18 protein-coding genes are annotated in these 19,910 nt (G+C 66.2%); 7 read left to right on the top strand and 11 right to left on the bottom strand.

Annotated features, from left to right (window positions below; all coding sequences use genetic code 11):
• Nucleotides 1-2,838, bottom strand: a 2,838-nt coding sequence (locus tag VER16_RS01210; RefSeq protein WP_324805052.1) for an autotransporter outer membrane beta-barrel domain-containing protein, incomplete at its 3' end; no start/stop codon positions are given.
• 436 nt (nucleotides 2,839-3,274) lie between these two features.
• On the opposite strand from VER16_RS01210, the gene VER16_RS01205 reads away from it, so the two are divergent.
• The 3 genes from VER16_RS01205 to VER16_RS01195 are packed head-to-tail and all read left to right on the top strand — an operon-like array spanning nucleotide 3,275 to nucleotide 4,388.
• Nucleotides 3,275-3,895, top strand: coding sequence for a hypothetical protein (locus VER16_RS01205; RefSeq protein WP_324805051.1), 621 nt, complete (start codon nucleotides 3,275-3,277; stop codon nucleotides 3,893-3,895).
• Nucleotides 3,896-3,934: 39 nt separating this feature from the next.
• The gene (locus VER16_RS01200) at nucleotides 3,935-4,150 is read left to right on the top strand and encodes a hypothetical protein (protein ID WP_324805050.1); all 216 of its coding nucleotides are present in this window, start codon (nucleotides 3,935-3,937) and stop codon (nucleotides 4,148-4,150) included.
• The gene (locus VER16_RS01195) at nucleotides 4,122-4,388 is read left to right on the top strand and encodes a hypothetical protein (protein WP_324805049.1); all 267 of its coding nucleotides are present in this window, start codon (nucleotides 4,122-4,124) and stop codon (nucleotides 4,386-4,388) included. The genes VER16_RS01200 and VER16_RS01195 overlap by 29 nt, the downstream gene beginning before the upstream one ends.
• A 27-nt stretch (nucleotides 4,389-4,415) precedes the next feature.
• On the opposite strand, the gene VER16_RS01190 is transcribed toward VER16_RS01195, so the two are convergent.
• The 7 genes from VER16_RS01190 to VER16_RS01160 are packed head-to-tail and all read right to left on the bottom strand — an operon-like array spanning nucleotide 4,416 to nucleotide 11,760.
• Nucleotides 4,416-5,072, bottom strand: a complete 657-nt coding sequence (locus VER16_RS01190; protein WP_324805047.1) for a response regulator transcription factor — start codon at nucleotides 5,070-5,072, stop codon at nucleotides 4,416-4,418.
• Between the two features lie 39 nt (nucleotides 5,073-5,111).
• Nucleotides 5,112-5,489 carry a type IV pilin protein gene (locus tag VER16_RS01185; RefSeq protein ID WP_324805046.1) on the bottom strand — a complete coding sequence of 126 codons (378 nt, stop codon included), beginning with the start codon at nucleotides 5,487-5,489 and terminating at the stop codon, nucleotides 5,112-5,114.
• A 3-nt stretch (nucleotides 5,490-5,492) separates the two neighbouring features.
• Nucleotides 5,493-9,227 (bottom strand): pilus assembly protein, encoded by a 3,735-nt coding sequence (locus VER16_RS01180; protein WP_324805045.1) that lies wholly within the window; start codon nucleotides 9,225-9,227, stop codon nucleotides 5,493-5,495.
• Nucleotides 9,228-9,237: 10 nt separating this feature from the next.
• Nucleotides 9,238-9,798 carry a pilus assembly PilX family protein gene (locus VER16_RS01175; protein WP_324805044.1) on the bottom strand — a complete coding sequence of 187 codons (561 nt, stop codon included), beginning with the start codon at nucleotides 9,796-9,798 and terminating at the stop codon, nucleotides 9,238-9,240.
• Nucleotides 9,795-10,760, bottom strand: a complete 966-nt coding sequence (locus VER16_RS01170) for a hypothetical protein (protein ID WP_324805043.1) — start codon at nucleotides 10,758-10,760, stop codon at nucleotides 9,795-9,797. Before VER16_RS01170 ends, VER16_RS01175 begins: the two co-directional genes overlap by 4 nt.
• Nucleotides 10,761-10,765: 5 nt before the next feature.
• Nucleotides 10,766-11,242, bottom strand: coding sequence for a type IV pilus modification protein PilV (gene pilV / locus VER16_RS01165; protein WP_324805042.1), 477 nt, complete (start codon nucleotides 11,240-11,242; stop codon nucleotides 10,766-10,768).
• Nucleotides 11,239-11,760: a GspH/FimT family pseudopilin gene (locus VER16_RS01160; RefSeq protein WP_324805041.1), complete on the bottom strand. Its 522-nt coding sequence runs from the start codon at nucleotides 11,758-11,760 to the stop codon at nucleotides 11,239-11,241. The genes pilV and VER16_RS01160 overlap by 4 nt, the downstream gene beginning before the upstream one ends.
• Nucleotides 11,761-11,967: 207 nt before the next feature.
• Here VER16_RS01160 and VER16_RS01155 point away from each other — a divergent pair, with 207 nt between their 5' ends.
• Nucleotides 11,968-14,352, top strand: a complete 2,385-nt coding sequence (locus VER16_RS01155; RefSeq protein WP_324805040.1) for an ATP-binding protein — start codon at nucleotides 11,968-11,970, stop codon at nucleotides 14,350-14,352.
• Between the two features lie 12 nt (nucleotides 14,353-14,364).
• Here the strand turns inward: VER16_RS01155 and VER16_RS01150 are convergent, their stop codons facing one another.
• The 3 genes from VER16_RS01150 to VER16_RS01140 all read right to left on the bottom strand — a co-directional run bounded on the left by VER16_RS01150 (nucleotide 14,365) and on the right by VER16_RS01140 (nucleotide 17,024).
• Entirely contained in the window at nucleotides 14,365-15,015 is a 651-nt protein-coding gene (locus VER16_RS01150; RefSeq protein WP_324805038.1) for a response regulator transcription factor, read from the bottom strand.
• A 435-nt stretch (nucleotides 15,016-15,450) separates the two neighbouring features.
• Nucleotides 15,451-15,699 carry a hypothetical protein gene (locus VER16_RS01145; RefSeq protein ID WP_324805037.1) on the bottom strand — a complete coding sequence of 83 codons (249 nt, stop codon included), beginning with the start codon at nucleotides 15,697-15,699 and terminating at the stop codon, nucleotides 15,451-15,453.
• 137 nt (nucleotides 15,700-15,836) lie between these two features.
• Nucleotides 15,837-17,024: a YbfB/YjiJ family MFS transporter gene (locus VER16_RS01140; RefSeq protein ID WP_324805036.1), complete on the bottom strand. Its 1,188-nt coding sequence runs from the start codon at nucleotides 17,022-17,024 to the stop codon at nucleotides 15,837-15,839.
• Nucleotides 17,025-17,189: 165 nt separating this feature from the next.
• Between VER16_RS01140 and VER16_RS01135 the strand changes: the two genes are divergently transcribed.
• From VER16_RS01135 to VER16_RS01125, 3 genes are all read left to right on the top strand, one after another.
• The gene (locus VER16_RS01135) at nucleotides 17,190-18,224 is read left to right on the top strand and encodes a YeiH family protein (protein ID WP_324805035.1); all 1,035 of its coding nucleotides are present in this window, start codon (nucleotides 17,190-17,192) and stop codon (nucleotides 18,222-18,224) included.
• A 15-nt stretch (nucleotides 18,225-18,239) separates the two neighbouring features.
• The gene (locus VER16_RS01130) at nucleotides 18,240-19,118 is read left to right on the top strand and encodes a LysR family transcriptional regulator (RefSeq protein WP_324805034.1); all 879 of its coding nucleotides are present in this window, start codon (nucleotides 18,240-18,242) and stop codon (nucleotides 19,116-19,118) included.
• Nucleotides 19,119-19,271: 153 nt separating this feature from the next.
• Complete coding sequence (locus VER16_RS01125) at nucleotides 19,272-19,877, top strand: TetR/AcrR family transcriptional regulator (protein WP_324805033.1); 606 nt, start codon at nucleotides 19,272-19,274, stop codon at nucleotides 19,875-19,877.
• The last annotated feature ends 33 nt before the right edge of the window (nucleotides 19,878-19,910 follow it).

Below are 19,910 nucleotides of genomic sequence, written 5' to 3'. Positions count from 1 at the left end.
GACCACGCCGCGATCCTGGTTGCCCCAGAAGGTCAGGTCGCTGCCGATCTGCACCACGTTGTGACGGCCCTGCCCGACCAGCTGGTCGTTGACGCGGTAGCGCGGCTGTTCGGTGATGACGCGGGCCCAGGCGCTGCCCAGGTTGCCATCGCCACGCTGGCGCTGGGCCAGGTTCGGCTCACCCACACGCTCGTGCAGATCCATGTTGAAAAGGCCCAGCGCCGAGGCCTGGTTGGCCAGGTAGGCGCCGGCTTCCGGACGGAACACCGGGGTCGGCAGCGGCGGGTCGATGATCGGGTCGACGGTGCATTCCTCGCCCGCGCAAGGCACCGGCGGATCAACCGGCGACAGCTCCGAACGCAGGTACCAGTCGCCGTCGTTCGGCTCGGCGCGGCCGCCGTGGAACAGGAAGTACTCATAGGCACCGCCCACGGCACGACCTGCCAGCGCGTACTCGCCCGCCGACACGCCATCAACCTGCACCAGCTTGATGCCATCTTCGGTCTGCGCGCCGGTACCGCCAATGTTGTTCACGGCGATGTGCGCGTTGCCCGAGGTATCGCCCTTCACATGCAGCAGATCGGTCGGCGAGGCGTCATCGCCCAGCGCCGTGTTCATCGCCAGCAGGCCGTTGTCGGCGTGGAAGTTGCCGTCCACGGTCAGGGTCTTGTACTGGCCATCGGCATGGTCGAAGACCACGCTGGAATCGGCCAGTGACAGGGTGCCCACGGTCGAATTGCCGGTCACGTCCCAGCGGCTGCCATTGGCCAGCGACAGGTCGCCGATGGCATCGGTGGCGCCCCGCCAGTAGCTGTTGTTGTCCAGCGACAGCGAGGATGTGCGGTCCAGCGAACCGTTGCCGTCGCTGTCCAGTGCGCCGTCGGCGAAGCTGATATCGCCCAGCGCGACCACGTCGCGGTCGAACACCAGGGTGTTGGCGGTATCGGAGCCGAACGTCGCCAGACTGCCGTTACCCCCTTGGGTGGCCGTGCCATCGGTGAGGGTGACACGGGCATCGTCGAGCCGCAGGGCGGTGTGCTGATCACTGACCAGGGTGCTGCCTGCCGCCGAGAACGCGCTGCCGGCCGAAGCGTCGACAACGGCGGCCCCCGCACCGGTGGTGTGGATCTGGCTGTTGTCCAGGGTCAAGCTGCCACGATTCAGCTCGGCGCCGTGCGCGCCTTCGCCAGACGTCAGCACCTGGGTGTTGCGTGCATCGATGGCACCGTCATAGCCTGCGAACAGGCCAATGCTCTGCGAGCCCCGGGTTTCGACAACCGTGCCATCCAGGTTGATCTGCCCGCCGCGCACGACGTCGGCGTAGTCACCATAGCCCGCAAGAGCGCCCCAAGCCTGATCGGCCGTGGTCAGCACCGAGCCGCCCGTCATGTCGATGACTGAACCGGCGCCATAGGTCTCCAGTGCGTTTCCGCCCAGCTGGCGGACCTCGACCGTGGTCCCATTGAGCGATACATGGCCGCCCACGGTAGCCGCAACTGCGCGGCCGTTGGAGCTTGGAGTATTGGGTGTCACCGCCGATTGTTCGACCAGGATCGAACCGCCGTTCATGGTTGCGGTAGAGCCTTCGCCCCCGGCCAGCAACCCCCAACCGCCCAGCGCGGTGATGGTGGTGTTGTCCAGCGTAATCGCGCCGCGCTCCAATGCGGCCACGCCATCCTCTGCCTCGACATGGCTGTTGGCGACTGCGACGCTGCCACCGTCGGCCAGAATACCCATGCCCAGACGCACATCGGGAATGGCGCCTTCCGGACCAGACACCGTATTGGTGTACAGGTTCTCGATCAGCACATTGTCGAGCTGGATCGATGCGCCATTCTGCGAGGTCACCGTGGCCTTGCGATCCGTCGAGGCAGCATTGCCGAGATTGCCTTCACTGCGCAGGATGCCGCCGTCGTGACGGATGGTGCTGCCAGCACCCTCGGCCAGAAGCGCAGCGGAGTCGTTGCCGTGCACGGTCACATCGGTCTGCAGGGTTTCAATCGAGCCACCCGATAGCGCGACGAAACCGTGTGAGAGGTCATCCTGCGTGTCAACCCGGGTGCGCGCGACCATGAGATGCGAGCCTGTATCAGACTGGATGCCTACAGCGCCGCGCCCGGTCGTTGCGACCTGTCCATTCAGCATTTCGCCGAAAGACAGTCCAGACGCACGGACGCCGATCCCACCGCTGGCTTCGATATAGCTCTTGTCAGTGCTGAATCTGCCAGCGTTCAATGCCCAGAGTCCATCTTTGGCTTCTACTGAACTGTCAACCAAGGAAACGAATGCGCCGTCTGCCTTGATGCCCAAGCCAGCACGCTTCCCAGTTGCGTCCCTGTAGTCACTCACTACCGAAGTATTGGTCAGCCAAACCCATGCAGCATGCTGCGAGGTGACTGTACCCATTTGGTCTTCAGGCGCATCTGCGCTTGAACCGCCTGCGCTGCGAAGTGTGCCGTCGTTGTAGAAGATGCTGGTACCCACGTCCCGCGCATAAATTGCAGCCGACTGCACGCCACTGACATCAACATTTACACCGGATGCATGTACGCTGCCGAAGTCGCGTGCGGAAAGCCCGTGGCTTGCGAGACCCGTTGTCTCGACGGCTGAGCTGGTCAGTCGGATGGTGCTACCGCCCGCGTCTCCACCGAGCGCCAGAACGGCCGCTGCGTCGTCGCCGTGCGTCTTGAGACTCATGTCAGTCGCATCGATTGAGCCGGTGCTCAATGCGAGCAAGGCATTGCCAGCATCGTTCGACGTTTCGATGGTTTCGAAAGAAATAGTTTGATGCGAGCCGTCCGCAACCACCGGGTCAGCCGCAATCGCCAGCAGGGGCATGCCCAATGCCGAAGCTACAGAGAGTGAAAGCACGCGACGCGCGCATGTGAGAGTGGTTCGCATTTGTCTGCCTCGTTTCAGAAAAGGGCCGGATGGCCAACGAGGAAATGCTAGAAACTGGGGTGCCAGCTTGCTATTTGAAGATTCGCAAAGTTCCGGCCGAAACCATTTCGGTTAAGGAGCCCTTAATGTGATCGCTTCCGCCGCAAGGAAGGAGAAAACCGCCGATCAAGGCTTGGCGGGGGCGCCAGGCTTGAGCGACGGTACGCCCCGCTGGGATGTTCGGGGCGCGCCTGCATTCTGCCTTCGCGCCTGCATCTGCGGATATGAGAATGATTGAATTCTGCATATGCACTGCGTTTTGCGAACCTTATTAAATACAACCGGATACTCGCCCTGCAATAATCCGCCGCCCTGCTGACACGAGCGGATTGCAATGTCTGTCATCAATGTAGTTGTCCAGAAAGACAAGGGCGTGGTCGCCGTCGATACGTTTTCCAGCGACCCGGGCGCCGACGGTGAAGGCCGCGGCATGTCCCGGGTGCTGCTGCTGCCACATGGGCAGATGCTGCTGGCCTGCCGCAGCCATGAAGATTTCTTCTTCACCATCTACTGCGAGCTTCTGAAGGTATCCAACGCGCCCCGCTTCGACATCGACGGTGCAGAGGGCATCGTGCCGCGCCTGCTGGATGTCCACTGGCGCGCATACACCCAGGGCGGAGAAGCTGAAACCGATGCCGCGCCGGCGGCCAGCCAGCAGTTCGACCTGGTGGCGATGGGCTGGTCGGAGAAGACCGGCAGCGTTGTTGCCCGGGTCTTCTCCAAGGTCAGTGGGGCACCGGCGCGGGCCACCAAGGCCGAAGGCAGCATGGCCAGCCCGGGCCACCCACTGCAGAAGTGGAAAGGGTCCACCGACGAAGACGAGATGCTGCGCGCGGCCCGTGTCCAGGTGCATTACCGCAACCTGATGGCTGGTGCGACCGTCGCCGGCGGCGATCTGCTGCTGGCATCGATCAGCCGCGACGGTGTTTCGATGAAGAAGCTGCAGGCGCTCTGAGCGCCCTGCAGTTCGCCTTGTTGTGGTCAAGGAGTTGCCATGATCATGTGTGATGGCTGGATCTTCCGTTCCGATGAGGTGGAATCCATCGGGTCCATTGTTGATGAAGGCAGCGTCTGCTGGTTCGCGATACGTACGTTCAGCGGCAGCGAGTACGTGGTCTGCCGGCAGAGCATGCGCGAGATCTTCGATCAGCAGGCCACGCTGCTGGCCAAGCTGCACCAGCGTGAATGCGAACGTGACGCGCGGCGCTAGATGCACCCGCCACCAGGCCGCCTGGGGTGAGCCGTCGCTGCTGTCGGCGGGCGGCTATACGTTTGCCTCCTGCGATGTGGCCTTCGTTGCTGCGGTACGCTCCACCCCACGCTGCCACTACTTTCAGGTCGGGCTGCGCTCGGGCCAGAAGATCTTCGTCCCCCACGCCTCCATTGATGCTGCCAACGATGCGTATGGCCGCTTCAACAGCGAGCTTCACCAGGCACTGGGCCTGTAGCGCGCAGGTCGGCCCTGCAGGCGGCCGTCAGTGCCGCTGCAGTCTGGCCAGCAGGGCGAACAGCTCGGCATCACCGGCCACGCCCAGTCTGCGCATGGCACTGATCTTCTGGTGGCTGACCGTCGCCACGGTGCGCTTGCGCATCTCGGCGATGCGGGTAAGTGACAGTCCTTCCCGCAGCAGCCGCAGTACGTCGGCCTCACAGGCGGTCAACGCGTCCAGTGGCGATGTGTCGGGCGGCAGGCGCTGCGCCAGACGCACACGCGTCGCCTGGCACAGGAAGCGACGCCCGGCCACTACGCTCTGCATGGCATCGAGCAGCTCGGAGGCAGCGGACGTCTTGTGCACGAAACCATCAATGCCGTAGTTGAACGCAAGGTCGATCTGCTCCGCATCATCATCGGCGGTGAACACGATGATGCGCAGCATCGGGTGCAGGCGACGGATGCGGGCCAGCATGGCCAGTCCATCAGGCTGCTCCTCCTGCGGCATGTGCAGGTCCACCAGCAGAAGATCGCACGGCCGGGCACCGAGCAGCGCTTCCAGGCTGCAGGGACCCTCAGCGTGTCCCACCACCTGGAACGCCTGCGCGGCGTTGGCAATCACGGAAAGGCCGGCGCGAAGCAGGGCATGGTCATCGGCAATCACCACGCGGGTCGCCGGCAGGACGTCAGAACATGGCATGGGGAACGGTCTCTGCTGTCAGTAAGGGAGGCGATCGCATCACCAGCACTCGCGCCGGGCCGGCGTGGTGCGTCCGGCCTGGTCCAGGGTCAACCGGCCACAGGCTTCGTCTGCCTGGCTCGAGATCGGCTCGGCGATGACGGTGTAGTCACCGGGCGTGGCCTGGACCTGCAGGCGATAGCTGTCCAGCTCGCTGGCGCAGGCCGCGGCGGGCGCTGCCAGATAGCTCAGCGCACGGGTGTAGTGCCGTTCAAGCACGTTGGCCTGGTCGGTCATGCAGACCTCCGCGCGCATCCTGTGGGTCTTGATGATGTGCCTGCGATATGAGGGCAGCGCGATGGAGGCCAGGATGGCGATCACCGCGCAGGTGATCATCAGTTCCAGCAGGCTGAAGCCGCGGCTTGGGTGATGGGCCATCTGTCAGTCCTCCTGCTCATCCACCAGGCGCACTTCGCGCCAGCTGACCCGGCGCACGCGGTTGCCGATCGGGTTGGTGATCACCCCGGACAGCCCACCGTCTTCACCGGAGCCTCCCAGCCAGTCACCCAGGAAGCCGGGCGCATTGGGCCCCTGCCCCACCAGGTAGCCGGACGACGGCACAGGCTTGCCGTTTTCGTCCAGCAGGTCACCCGCGTTGCCGACCTCGCCGTTGCCATCCATGTCGAAGAAGCTGTCGTCCAGACGCCCACCACTGAAAGGATCCAGCGCCATGTAGTAACCCGAACCGGCCGGGTTGCAGGGGTTGCTGGCATCGGGGATACGGGTGGTGCCCAGCAGCACGCGGCCGCGGAACTGGCTGGGCACGATCATGCGTTCTCCCTGGGCACCGGCGACGGGTGACACCAGGTCCATCACCCAGCCGTCCTCGCCAGGCACGTTCTGTTTGTCCACCACGCGCCCGCCGTTGGCGCTTTCTGCGGTGATACGGGTGACACTGAGGCCGGAGCGGCCGGCAATGGTGTGCCCCCGATCGCGCAGGCCATACCAGGACTGCACACGGGAATCGGCCAGATCAGCCACTTCCAGCAGTGCACCGGTACCGATGAACACCCACGTTTCGGCCGTGGCGGGGTTGCGCGCCACCAGCGGCGCGGCGGTGATCGGCTGTGCGTCGCTGCCGCTGCGTGCGGAAAACAGACGCTCGCTGCGGCCAGCACGCAGATCCACCCGGAACACGCCACCGGCAAGGTCACCGACATAAGCGGTTTCGGCAAACCCGTCGCGGTCGGCATCCCATGGCCGTGGGCCCGAAGCGCCCTTGCCCTGGTCGTCCAAGGCGATGCTCTGCACGTGACCGTCGGCCAGGCCGATGCTGATCAACCGCGAGCCGTCGCCGCTGCCTTCCACCCCATTGCCCAGCACCACCCGCCAATCGCCGTCGGCCACCTGGGCCACCAGTGGCTTGCCCAGTACGCGACCAAGGCCGGGCACGGTGCTGGCATCGTGTTCCCACAGCAGGCTGGGGCTGGCCGGGTTGGTCACATCCAATGCAAACACCCCTCGCCCGCCCCGGCCCAGGGTGCCCACCAGCACCGTGCGCCACGCACCGCCAACGTAGGCATCGGCTACGGTCAGTTCACCGTCCACGTTGTACTGGTGCGTGTAGCCCTCGCGGGTATAGGCGCGCAGCGGCTCGCCAATGGCGGTTGCCGGCATGAAGGCGAAGGTTTCCTCGCCGCTGGAGGCATTGAAGGCATGCAGCAGGCCATCGTTGGCGCCCACATACACCGTCGCGGCGCGGCCTGCCTGTGCGGCGGCGAATGCAGGGTAACGGTCCGAGCCCTGGAAGCGCCGGTCGGCATACAGGCGCGCGTTGGGTGCGCCGGCGTATACCGGCGAGGCGTTCACGATGTCACCCAACACGCTCGCGCGTGCCCGCAGGCCCTGGCGCCCCTCGTTGCTGTGGTCACCCGCCAGGTACTCCAGCACGCTGCTGTCGCCAAGGATGTGTTGCGCGGCAGGCGCGAGACTGGCCCATTGCAGGGGTTGCAGCCGCCCTGCGCGTGAGGTGTACAGGGCGCGGCGTTTCCAATCGCGGGCGTCGAGGCGGGCGGCCGCACTCCACAGCGCCGCGCCCGTGCTGGGCACACCGCTGGCGGCATCGACACCGTAGGCCACCAGGTCGCCGTTCCAGCTGCCGGTGCGGTAGGACGCGGTGAAGACGCGCCCGTCGGCATCCAGCGAGCCGCCATTGCTGGCCAGCGCGGAACCCGCACCCGGCTTGGACTGGGCGATCATCTGGAACGCATCTTCCAGGCTGGCGACCATGCGCGTGGCATCGGAGGCGGCAAAGAACGTGCGCGGGCGCTTTTCGCGCTTGTCACCGTTCACCAGATCCACCCCGTTCCACCAGCTGGCGTCGGCCAGTCGGGTGGCGGAGGGATCGTAGGGATTGAAGCCCTCCGGCACGGTGAATCCACCATACTTCGCGGCCAGAACGTACTGGTTCGTGCCGATCTTGTAGTCCCCCTGCTCGATCACATCCACCCAGTAGGTGCGCAGGGTCTGCCTGCCTGGCAGGCCGTTGGCTGCGCCATCCGGGCGCAGGTCGGTGGTGTTGCCCAGGTAGGCCAGCGCTGCGATGTAGGCCGAGTTGTACTGCTGGGGCTTGTTGTAGCTGGACGCGGTAGCGCGCGCCTTGGCGTCGGCAGCGGAATAGCCCTCCATCCGCCAGATCTGCGTCATGGCCTTCACTACATCGTAGGTGGTATCTGCGGCCACCGCTGCAGGCTTGGGATGGTCCTCGCCGTTCTTGCTGGTTGCGCCCGGAAGATTCTTGTCCTTCCAGGTATTGGTATCGCCGATGCCCAGCAGCGTGTTGCTCTGGCACTGGTAGGCGATGGGATCATCCCAACGCGTGATGACCGGAAAGCCATCGGCCTGCCGGTAGCGCGTAGTGGCATTACTGGACAGCGTGCTGAACTCGGTCACATTGCCCAGGCCACGCATGTATCGGCTGGCGGCGTAGTACAGCTCACTGACGTTGTCGTAGTACTTGGGTGTGCGGCCGGTCTTCATCTGGCCGAATTTGTTGAGGTAGTTGATGACGCCGCTGTCCTTCACCCCGCCCCCGGTGGCGCTGGCATCGGCCGGGTTGGGATTGGCGATCTGCACACCGGTCACCGGGTCCCATTCCGCAGCGACATTGGTCGAGGGAGGCTTGATCGGGTCCGGCACCATCGGGCCGATGAACTTCTGCCGGGCGCGCAGGACGCCGCCTTCCGGCGCGGGCTCGAAGCCGCCCTGGTCGACGGGGTTGGGACCGCCATTGTTGAGATAGCCGAAGATCGAATAGCGCAGCCGGCCGCTGTAGCGCTGCAGCAGTCCCTCGGGTTTCGCGCTGGACACATAGGCCACGCAGTTCGGCTCAAGGCCAGCGACAGCATCGCAGACCTTCACGCGCATGCTCACCTCATAGACCACATTCTGGTCGCCCTGCTTTCCGTTCTTGTCCGGCACCAGCCGGTGCGCCGGATTGTCCGGGTTGTAGGGCGTGCCGCCGCCGTTTGCCTTTGCCGTGTCGATGGAGGCATTCCGGCTGCCGGCAAAGTACATGCGTGCGCCGAGCCCATACACGCGCGCATAGATCGCGGTCCAGGTGGCGGGAGTGGAAGCAGCGACCAGCGTCGCGTTGCCGGCGTTACCCGCTGGCATGCGCCGGACAGGGAAGTTGGCAGCGCGGTTCTGGATCGAGAAATCCGCCTTTTCCAGCCAGGTTTCCTGCGGTGTATCACGCACGCGGTAGCCGCCAGTAAGCGCTTTGCGGAACGGGTCGATGGTCTGGGTCGCCACCCAGTTGAGGTAGCGTCCATCCCAGGCTTTGCCCGCGCAGGCCTCTCCCTGGCGCAGCCCAATCGGTTCGAAGTGCCGTTGCGGCTCGCTGGCCGCATACACGTAGCGGTAGCACTTGGCGCTGTCGAAATAGCCTTCGTAGCTGGCCGAGGTGGCGTAGTCGCCCAGGTTGGCCGCGCTGATCAGCGTCGGAAATTCCACTGAGGGCACCAGCACCAGGTTGCCGGGCACTTCAATCTGCGCGGTCAGGGGTGCCTGCGCTATCCCGGCATGCAGGGGCGGCGCACCCAGTGCCCCGACCGTGCCCAGGCACAGTCCCAGCAGATGGGCAGGGTTGGCGGGTCGGCGTGGCACTGGGGACATCAGTTGAACCTCATTCGCGAACGATGGTGGCCTGCAGCAGAACCTGCGAACGGTCCGGTGCAGCCTCGGGATCCGAGCCGCGCGCGAGCACGCGGTAGTAATCGGCCTCGACACGCCCCTGCGATTCACCGTAGTTGGGTTCATCGCCCAGGCCGAGTTCGATCTGTGATTCACGCCGCCCCATGTACTGCAGGGCAAAGCCCGGTGCGCCCGCACTGAGTGCCTTCGGTTGCAGGTCACGCGCCTGGCGCCAGCCGCGCCCCGGTGCTGCAGCGCCGGCAAGCGACGGGTGCGGCCAGCACAGCGCGTTGGCAACCGCCAGCCGGGCGGAGCAGTCCAGACCGCCCTCACCCTCGCCAAATCGGCTGGCGCCGATGGCAACCTGCGCCTCGTCCAGCGCGGCCTCGGCGTTCTGCAGGGCCATGGCACGATCGCGGGTGCCGGCCGTCATGCGTTCCTGCAGCAGGCTGGAGCGCAGGCTGACCAGCACCAGCAACGAAACCAGCACCAGCACGATGAGCACCGCGAACAGCGCAACGCCGCGCTGTCGGCAGGGAGATGGGAGATTCACTGCAGGCGACTCCTCACGCTAAATGTCTGTTGGAATACACGCGAGATGCCGTCGTCCTTGCTGGCAATCGCCGGCGCGTCCAGCTGCATCAGCACATCCACTGCACGCACCTGGCCCCACTGGTTGTCCGCAACCTGATCGGCTGTCACGTAATCGGGCTGGCCGTCCAGCAGATAGCGCAGGCTGAAGCGACTCACCGCTGCCAGTACCGGCCCACCGCTGGCGACCTGCCCGTCAACCAGCTCCTGCCGGTACAGCGAAGGCACGCCCCGCTCATCGTTGCCAACGAACCAGCGCACCTGCCGCGGCAGGCCGAATGCCGCGTCCACACCGAACCGGTGCTGCGCAGCTTCAGCCGGCGTCTCCGTCGGGCACACCGCGCCGATGGCGAAGTACCCGGTGCAATTGGCCGGTGCGGCGTGGCCGATGCTGCCGCCCGTTGCCGTGACCCGGAGTACCGCCGCCATCGTGAAATCACACACCAGCAGGGGCGCACCCACGGCCGGCGCCTGGCTTCCCGCCACCGGGATCGGCTGGCTCGAGGCCACCTGCGCCGTAGCACCAAGGGACAGCGGCAGCACGGTCCACAGGCGCAGCGCAGGGCTGTCCGGCAGCCGCTGGCCTGCTTCGCTGCCACGTGCCAGTAGTGGATCCTCGAAACTGCCGCCGCCACCGCTGGCCGCCCCGCGCAGTGGCTCACCCAGCGTCGCCCAGAACGGCCTGTCGCGCTCGGCAAGCAGGTTGGCCAGCGGATGCCGGTTGTCACAGAGCAGATCGCCAGCGCCGCGGATGTCGCGGCCGATCAGTTCCATCGCCAGGCGACCGGACTCCTGCACCCGCGACACGCCCAGGGTGGACTGGGTGCTGCTGAGGGATGCCAGGTAGAAGTACCCGCATACACCAAGCAACAGCAACCCCAGTGCCATTGCGATCATCAGCTCGACCAGACTCACCCCGTGCATGCGCCTCACGGTGCTATCCCCAGCACCAGCGAGGTGCGCGGCGCACTGTCCCGCCCGGCGGCGCGCGCATCGTCCCAGCTGACCTCCAGCTGGCAGCTCCCCGCCTGGCAGTCAACCGCCCCACAGACCGCAGCGCGGGCATCCATGCCCGCCGCCAGGGCATCCACCCAGCGGCGCAGGTCCTGCTGCGCAAGATCGCCACCCGCTCCACCCGTTGCCGCACACAGCTCCCCAGCTGTGTTGTAGGCGCCGTCCAGCACGGCCTGGTGGTTGGCCCGCATCGCATCGGCCAGGCTGGCGCTGGCATGCACCGCCGTGGTGCTGAGCATTGCACCCTGCGTGCGCCGCAGTGCCGTTGCCTGCGCCATCGCCACCGACAGGCCCCCGATGGCCAGCAGCAGCACCGCCACCAGCACCTCGATCAGGCCGGCACCTGCCATGGAACGCGGCCGCCGCAACGTAGGACCACGCCAGCCGTTCATGCGCACACCCCTGGCGCAGCGGCGACAAGCTGCAGGCGGATACCCGATGTGGCTTCCAGCTGCAGGCGGCGATCGGTGCGGGCGCTGCAGAACAGCACGCTTCCCTGCGGTTCCTGGCTGCCCCGGCCATGGAACAGGCCTGTACTGTCGAACTGCACCCCCTGGATGAACGCTCCCTGCGGCAACGCCGAGACCATGCCGGGAATCTGCACCGTGCGCAGTACGGTGCCGTTGCCGGTGCGCACGACCCAGGTCTGCCAACCCGCATCGGAGCAGTCCTGCCCATCCCCACTGGCACAGACCTGCACGGCGGCATTGCGACGCACGGCCTCGTGGCGGGCGAACTGCAGCGCGGCGATCAGATCATTGCCGGCGGCCGTGATCTGGTTGCGCGCGATCATCGCGGTGAACGAAGGCACCGCCACCGTCACCAGAATGGCAAGCACCGCCACGGTGATCATCAGTTCCAGCAACGTGAAGCCAGCGGCGGCGGCCATCGTTGAGACAGGCGGGTTCATGGTGTGCGTGCGGTACAAGCGGCGAAGCGGGCGGCAAGAATGCGCCACTGGACCGCCTGGCTTCTATATGAGGAATCGCAAAATTGCGACCGATTGAACGGCAGCGTCCATCGGCTGGAGTTTCACTTTTTGCCACCACTTTCAGGTTACCGTTGTGACCAGCAGCGATGCTGCCTGTGCCGTCTGTCTTCCTCATGGACTCCGCCGATGACGCCTCCCCTGCCCGGCTCCGCCAGACTGCAGATGTGGATCAACATGATGTTGATCGCGCTGATGGTCGCGTGCCTGCCGGGTCGTGCGTTGGCCCAGACCGTGCAGCTCACCCCTGCGGAACGCGAGTGGATAGCCGCCCATCCAGTCATCCGGGTGACCTCCGATGCGCAGCTGGCACCGCTGGAGTACCTGCGCGATGGCCACCTCAGCGGACTGTCGGCCGAGTACCTGGCGCTGATCAGCGAGCGCACCGGATTGAACTTCGAGTTCACCCCTTCCGCCAGTTGGGATGCAGCGCAGGATGCCGTCGTGGCACGCCAGGCCGACATGCTGGTCAATGCGATGCCCGACCGCCTGACCCGCACCACCGAGGACGCGGTGCAGCTGTCGCGCCCCTATCTGGTGGCGTACAGCGTGGTCTTCAGCAAGCCGGGGCATCCCAGCGTGTGGAGCATGGAAGACCTGGCGGGCAAGCGGGTGGCCGCGCGCAGCCAGGGCCAGTACGCCGATGTGCTGCAGATGAACTATCCCGACATCCAGGTGGTGCCGGTGCTGACCCCGCTGGATGCCTTCCAGATGGTGATGGATGGCAAGGTGGACGCGGCGATGGGGACGACGATGACCTTCGTCCCCTTCATCACCCGTCGCGACGAGAGCGAGCTGTACATCTCTCACCCGCAGATCACCATGGCCATGACCGCGCAGTTCGCCATCCGCAAGGACTGGCCGCAGCTGCACGCGATCATTGAAAAGGCGCTGTCGTCGGTTTCCACCGGGGAGGAGTCGCGGCTGCGCGAGCGTTGGCTGCGCAGCGAGGATTTCGGCGCGCCCACGCTGAAGACAGTGCTGCAGTACAACTGGCCCTGGGTGGCCGCCATCGCCGTGCTGATCCTCACCTTGGCCATCGTCACCCGCTGGGCCATGCGCGCGCGGCGCGCGGCCATCGAAGGCGAGCGGGTCAAGGCGCGCTTCCTGGCCACCATGAGCCATGAAATCCGCACGCCCATCAATGCGGTGCTGGGTGCCATCGAGGTACTGGCCGACCAGGCGGCCGACGGGCGGCAGCGGGAGCTGGTGGAAACCGCCGAGCAGGCCGCCGAGGCGCTTACCGGGCTGCTGGACAACGTGCTGGACCTGTCCAAGCTGGACGAAGGCAAGATGCAGCTGGAAAAAGTGCCGGTGGAAATCCGCGCACTGGGCCGCAGCGTGGCGTCCATCTTCAGCGGCGAACTGCACAAGCGTGGCATCGACCTGCACCTGGACCTGCCCGCGGACGAGCGCTGGTTGATGATCGACCCCACCCGGCTGCGCCAGGTGCTGATGAACCTGCTCGGCAACGCGCGCAAGTTCACCGAGCAGGGCAGCATCACCCTGGCCATGGAGGTGCTGGATGAGCCTGCCGGCAGCTGGCTGCATGCGGTGGTGAGCGATACCGGCTGCGGCATCCCGACCGCGCTGCAGGCCGGCATCTTCGATCCCTATACCCAGGCCGATGGCAGTGTTTCACGTCGTTACGGTGGCACCGGCCTGGGCCTGGCCATCAGCAAGGAGCTGGTGGTCCTGATGGGAGGCAGCATCGAGCTGTACAGCGAGGAAGGCGAAGGCACGACGGTGAGCCTGCGCCTGCCGGTGGAAGCAGCGCAGGCCACTCCGGTGGCCGCAGCCACGCACACCGGCGCCAGCATTGCGCGGCTGCGCGTGCTGGTGGTGGATGACCACGCACCGAACCGGCTGGTGTTGGGCGAGCAGCTGGCGCGCCTGGGCATTACCGCCGAAACGGCCGACAGCGCGCAGGCCGCGATGCGGCGCCTGCAGGAGGACCGCGCCCTGCCCGATGTGGTGCTGATGGATTGCTTCATGCCCGATGTGGATGGCTACCAGGCCTGCAGGATGATCCGCGCTTCAGGCATCGCCGGCAGCGACCGGCTGCCGGTGATCGCCATCTCGGCGGCCACCGATGCGGCGCATCTGCAGCGATGCCAGGACAGCGGCATGAACGGCGTGCTGAAAAAGCCGATCCGGCTGACCGAGCTGCGCGGCATGCTGGCCCTGTGGAGCGGCGGCGCGGTGGCGTCGGGCGAAAACGCCGCCACGGAGGCATTGCAGCGCCAGGTGGAGGCCGACATGGCCGTGGACCTCCGCCAGCTGCTGGCTGAGGACGTGCTGCAGCTGCTGGGCGCACTGCAGGCGGCAGACCGGGCACAGACCGTGTTCTACGCCCATCGCCTGCACGGTGCAGCCGGTCTGGTCGGCATGCACGCGCTTGCGGCGACGGTGGCGGGCATCGAGCGCGACCCGATGGAAAACCGCGGCACGGCCATCGAACGGCTGTCGGCGATGCTTGAGGAGCTGCGACGGTCACCGCCGCTCGCCCCCTGACCCGGCGCAGCGCTAGAGCATGAAATCACTGCTGCTGAGGAACACGTGCAGCTCGGCGTCGGTGGTGAGCCCCAGCTTGCGCATGCCACTGATCTTCTGGTGGCTGATGGTGGCCACGCTGCGGTTCTGCTGCTGTGCGATCTCGCTCACGGTGCGGTGCGCCGCAATCTGGCGAAGCACCTCGATCTCACGCGGCGAAAGCTGGCTGACCCCCTTGATCCGCTTGCCCTCCTGGCCCGCGCCCAGCTCCGCCTGCAGCGATTGCCCGATGTAGGATTTGCCGCGCATGGCCGCGTTGATCGCCTGCGGCAGTTCGTCCATCGCGGCATTCTTGTTGACCACGCATCTGACACCCGAGGCGATGGCCAGCTGCAGCAGACGCGCATTGGTGCTGACCGTGAACACGACAATGCCCACCGCCGGGTACTTGCGGCGTACCGTGGCCAGCATCGGCAACCCGTCGGGCTGCTGCCCGGGCATGGTCAGATCGGTGACCAGTACATCGCAGGGTTCGCGGGCCAGGGCGTCCAGCAGTTCTTCCGGCGTGGCCGCTTCAGCGACGACGATCACCGAGACATCGGCACTGATGATGCCGCGCGCGCCCGCGCGGACGATCGGGTGGTCATCGGCGATGATCACGCGGGTGCTCACAGGGTCCACCATGGGCCTCACTTTGAGAATTGTTGTATACCACAGACACCCTCCCGCCCTCGTGCGGGCAGGAACGGCTGCGGGGTGTACACCGGTATCGGGACGCAGCGCCCGCCGCTGGCGCGTGCCAGGTGCGGCGTGCTGCTCGGCAGGGGCTGGGGCGATGCTAAGAAGTGCAGCGGGCGCCCGCTATGAGAAGACTCGCAAAAGCCGGTGTGCCGGCAGCGACTGTTCAGCCGGATGTTAGGCTAGCGCTTGCCCAGGCGCTGCCACACGCGCTGATGCCATTCCAGGATCATGCGGCTGAGAAGGCAGTGGATGAAATGCTGGAACGCTGACAAGGTGCCGCACCTGCAGCGTTGGTTTGCCAGCATGAAGTCTGGCAAGCACGCCCGGCGGCGGCTATGAGAATGCTCGCAATTCGGGTGCTGGGCATGGGCGCGGACCTCAGCGGACGTTGCCGATCGCCATTATCGAGCTGATGAAGGCCAGCAGATATCCGGCCAGCAGTATCCCAGCCATCAGCCGCCGCCTGCGGCCCCCGACAGCGACGGCGGTGATGACACAGACGAGGGACGCCACCGCACCCAGCCCGAATGCCTGGAAGATCCAGGCGCCACCCCAATGAACCTGCCAGGCCACCCAGCCGGCACATGCCACGGCAATGACGAATGTGAGTGCCCAGAGCACTTTCATGGATTCACCTCGCCGTTCGCAATGCCTTCATGCAGGTACGCTTTGAAGCCAGCCATGATCGATCCTTGAGCGTTGGCGTGTGGTGCCGATCTTCAGCGTCGATTGCGCTGCCCGTCAAGCATGGCCGTGGCGGCCCCTCACCTGCCCGCTCGCTCCCTGCGATCCGCCACGTACAGCAGCAGCGCCCCGCAACCCATCAACACCGCCGTTGCCACCAGCGCGCCCTGGTAGCTGCCCGTCGCCCTGGCCATGTAGCCGGCGATGATCGGCCCCAGGATCTGCGCCACGCCATAGCCCAGCGTGATGCGCGCCATCGCCTTGGACGGGTTGGACGGCACATGCCGACCGACCAGCGCTAGCGTGAGGCTGACGATGCCGACAAAGGTGGCGCCGAACAGGGCCGCCGACAGCAGATTGACCGCCGCACGTGCGGACACCGCTGGCAGCAGCATGCCTGCGCCCTGCAGGACGTACGCCAGCAGCAAGGCGCGGGTGGCGCCCATGCGGCGAGCGATGCGGTCCCAGGCAAACGTGGAGGGCAGCGCGGCGACGCCGACGATGACCCAGACCCAGCCGCCCCGGCCGTGCAGCACAGGCAACCTTTCCAGAATGGCGACGATGAAGGTGGCCCCGATGACAAAGCCGAAGCCCGCACAGACATAGGCCGCATTGAGCAGGCGCATCCACGCGCCCGATGCCGGCGGCGGCCGCGCGACCTGTGCACCGGCCGCGCGCGACGCGGGCGGCGGGGCCGGCATCCATCGCCAGGCAGGCACGAAAAACAACAGGCCCAGCACCCCCAGCGCGATCCACTGCCCAGACCAGCTCAGCACAGGCAGTGTCAGGGCGACGGCCACACCGGACACGACGATCCCCAGGCCCATGCCAGTGAAGTGCAGGCCCAGATCCGGGCGACGGCCGTGCTGCAGCAGCCAGTTCAGCACCAGGCCCGAGGCCAGCAGCAACCCGGCCACGCTGGAGAGCCCGGACAGGAAGCGCAGCACGCCCCACGCCAGCGGATCGCGGGTCAGGCCCATGGCTACGGTGCTGGCCACCGCCACCACCAGGCCGATGCGATAGAACGCGAACCTGCGGTGCAGTTCCCCCGTCGCAGCCGCCAGCAGGGTACCGGCCATGTAGCCGGCGTAGTTGATCGCCGCCAGCCAACCGGCGGCAACATACCCCAGGCCTGCCTGGGCCTTCATGATGGGCAGCATCGGCGTGTAGGCGAAACGGGCCAGGCCGACGGTCAGTACCAGCGCACAGATGCCCGCAAGGATGACGCGAAGCGGTGTGGTGCGGCCATCAACAGCAGGTTCGGTCATTGCATCGTCCGCCAAGGGCACCGGTGGGTCTGCGCCTGCCGATGGTACAGGCGTCGGACAGAGGCGCATCCATGCCATTTTGATATGGATGCACTGGATTATTTGTATTGGATGCATGGCTGCATCAGGGCCAGACTGGCCATCCCGCCCCATCCTGTTGCCAAAATGAACCTCCTTCTGCTCCCCGCCGCCTCCTGGATCTCACGTCATCATGCCGGTCTGCTGCTGACCGCCGGCGTTGCCGCGGTCGCCCTTGTGCTGGGCCACGTGTTGCCGCTGGTTGGCGGGCCGGTGTTCGGCATCGTGCTCGGCATCGTGTTGAAGAACCTGCTCTGGCCGGGCAGCCGCTTCGACGCCGGCATCCGCTTCGGCGGCAAGCAGGTGCTGCAGTGGTCGATCATCGCGCTGGGCTTCGGGCTCAGCCTGGACCAGGTGCTGAAGACCGGCATGGAATCACTGTCGGTAACGCTGGTGACGATGTCGGTGGCCTTCCTCAGTGCGTGGCTGCTCGGGCGCTGGCTGCGCGTGGAAGGCAAGCTGACGGTGCTGATCGGCGTAGGCACGGCGATCTGCGGTGGCTCGGCGATTGCGGCGGTCACCCCCATCCTCAAGCCCGACGATCACGATACGGCGTTCTCCATCTCCACCATATTCCTGTTCAACCTGGTAGCCGTACTGCTGTTCCCGCTGCTCGGCCACCTGATGCACATGAGTGACCAGGGCTTCGGCCTGTGGGCAGGCACAGCCATCAATGACACCTCGTCGGTGGTGGCCGCCGGCTACGCTTACAGTGATCTGGCCGGCGGCTTCGCCACGATCGTCAAGCTGACCCGCGCGACCCTGATCATTCCGGTGTGCGTGGTGCTGACCGTGGCGATGGCGGCGCTGGCGAAACGGCGCAGCAACGGCGCTGGCGCTGCGGGCAGCTTCAATCTCGGCGCGATCTTCCCGTGGTTCATCCTGTGGTTCCTGGTGGCGTCGGGCGTGCGCACCGCGGGCTGGGTGCCGGATGCTGCACTGCCGGTGCTGCACACGCTGGCTGAAGTGCTGATCGTGTTCGCGCTGTCCGCCATCGGCCTGTCCGCCAACCTGCGGCGCATGGCCGCCACCGGCTTTCGCCCCATTGCACTGGGTCTGGGCGTGTGGGTGGCCGTGGCGACCAGCAGCCTCGTGCTGCAGTACTTTATCGGGCAGCTCTGACCGAAACCCACGCGCATGAACCTGCATCACCTGGCCATCTTCCACGCCATCGCCGAGACCGGCAGCATATCCGCCGCTGCCATCCGCGTGCGCGTGTCCCAACCGGCGCTGTCGCGGGAACTGAAGGATTTCGAGGGACGCCTGGGAGTGGTGCTGTTCGAACGGCTGCCGCGCGGCATGCGCCTGACCGAACCGGGCAAGGTGCTGCATGCCTACTCGGCACGATTGTTCGCGGTGGCCGACAGCGCGCAGGCGGCGATGCGTGATTTCGCCGATGCCCGCGCCGGCCAGCTTTCGTTGGGCGCCAGCAACACCATCGGCACCTACGTGCTGCCCCGTTTCGTCGCCCAGTTCCGCTCGGTGTTCCCGCAGCTGGGTATCTCCCTGTTCGTCGGCAACACCGAACAGGTCGCGCAGGGCGTGGCCGACCTGCGCTTCACCGTGGGCTTCGTCGAAGGGCCGGTGAGGGTCGAGGGCGTGGTCGCCGAGGAATTCAGCCGCGATGAGCTGATTCCCGTGGTGGGTGCGCAGCATCCATTGGCCGGTCGCAGGCGCGCCAACCCGGCCGACATCAACGGACTGCCGCTGCTGATGCGCGAACCCGGCTCGGGCACGCGCGAGCTGATCGGTGAGCTGCTGCAGCAGTTGGACGTGAAGACCGGCAGCATCGTGGAGTTCGGCAATACCGAGGCGCTGAAGCAGGCCGCGATCCATGGCGGCGGCATCGCCTGGCTGCCCAGCATCAGCGTGGTGCGTGACCTGCAGGACGGCAGCCTGGTGCGGCTTCCGGTGCGGGCGCTGGGGCTGCAGCGTCCGCTCAGCATCCTGCGCCGCGAAGGGGCCTACCACGTGCCTGCGGTGGATGCCTTCCTGCAGAAGGTGCGCAAAGGCTGAGTGGGACGAAGGGTGCTCGCCGTCTGTAGAGCCGAGCCCGTGCGCGGCTGAAGGCCCTGAGTCGAGCATGGCTCGACTCTACAAAAGGCGGTGAAGTGCACGCGCCCGAGACGCCACTAGACGACCGGTCTAATTGGGGGTATCGTCGCTCCCATGAACCCCGCCCCCGACATTGCAGGCACCGGCGTCCGCCAGAAGATCCTGGCCAGTGGCCGCCGCACCATGGGCGGCAAGGGCTTTTCGGCGGTCGGCCTGAACGAGGTACTGACCGCGGCAGGCGTGCCGAAGGGCTCGTTCTACCACTACTTCGGCTCCAAGGAGGCCTTCGGCGAAGCCCTGCTGCAGGACTACTTCGACGAGTACCTGGCCGAGATGGACCAGATCTTCGGCAGCGCCGGCCAGAACAAAGCCGAGCAGCTGGAGCGCTACTTTGCCGCCTGGATGGAGAGCCAGTCCTTTGAGGACTGCCAAGGCAAGTGCTTGGCGGTGAAGCTGGGCGCCGAGGTGGCTGATCTCTCGCCGGCCATGCGTGCGGCGCTGCGCAGTGGCACGGCCGGCATCATCGAGCGCCTGACACGGGCGATCGAAGGCGGCCAGGCCGACGGCTCGCTGGCCAGCAAAGGTGATGCCGCCGCGCTGGCACAAAGCCTCTACCAGCTGTGGCTGGGCGCCAGCATCATGGTCAAGATCGTGCGCGGGCCGCAGCCCTTCGAGAATGCGTGGCTCAGCACCCGACAGATCCTGCATCCCTCACGCTGAGCGAGGGATGCGTACGACACACTCCTGGCGGAG

This window comes from Stenotrophomonas sp. (assembly GCF_035634915.1).
Taxonomy (GTDB): domain Bacteria; phylum Pseudomonadota; class Gammaproteobacteria; order Xanthomonadales; family Xanthomonadaceae; genus Stenotrophomonas.
This window is presented reverse-complemented; position numbering and strand designations above follow the sequence as displayed.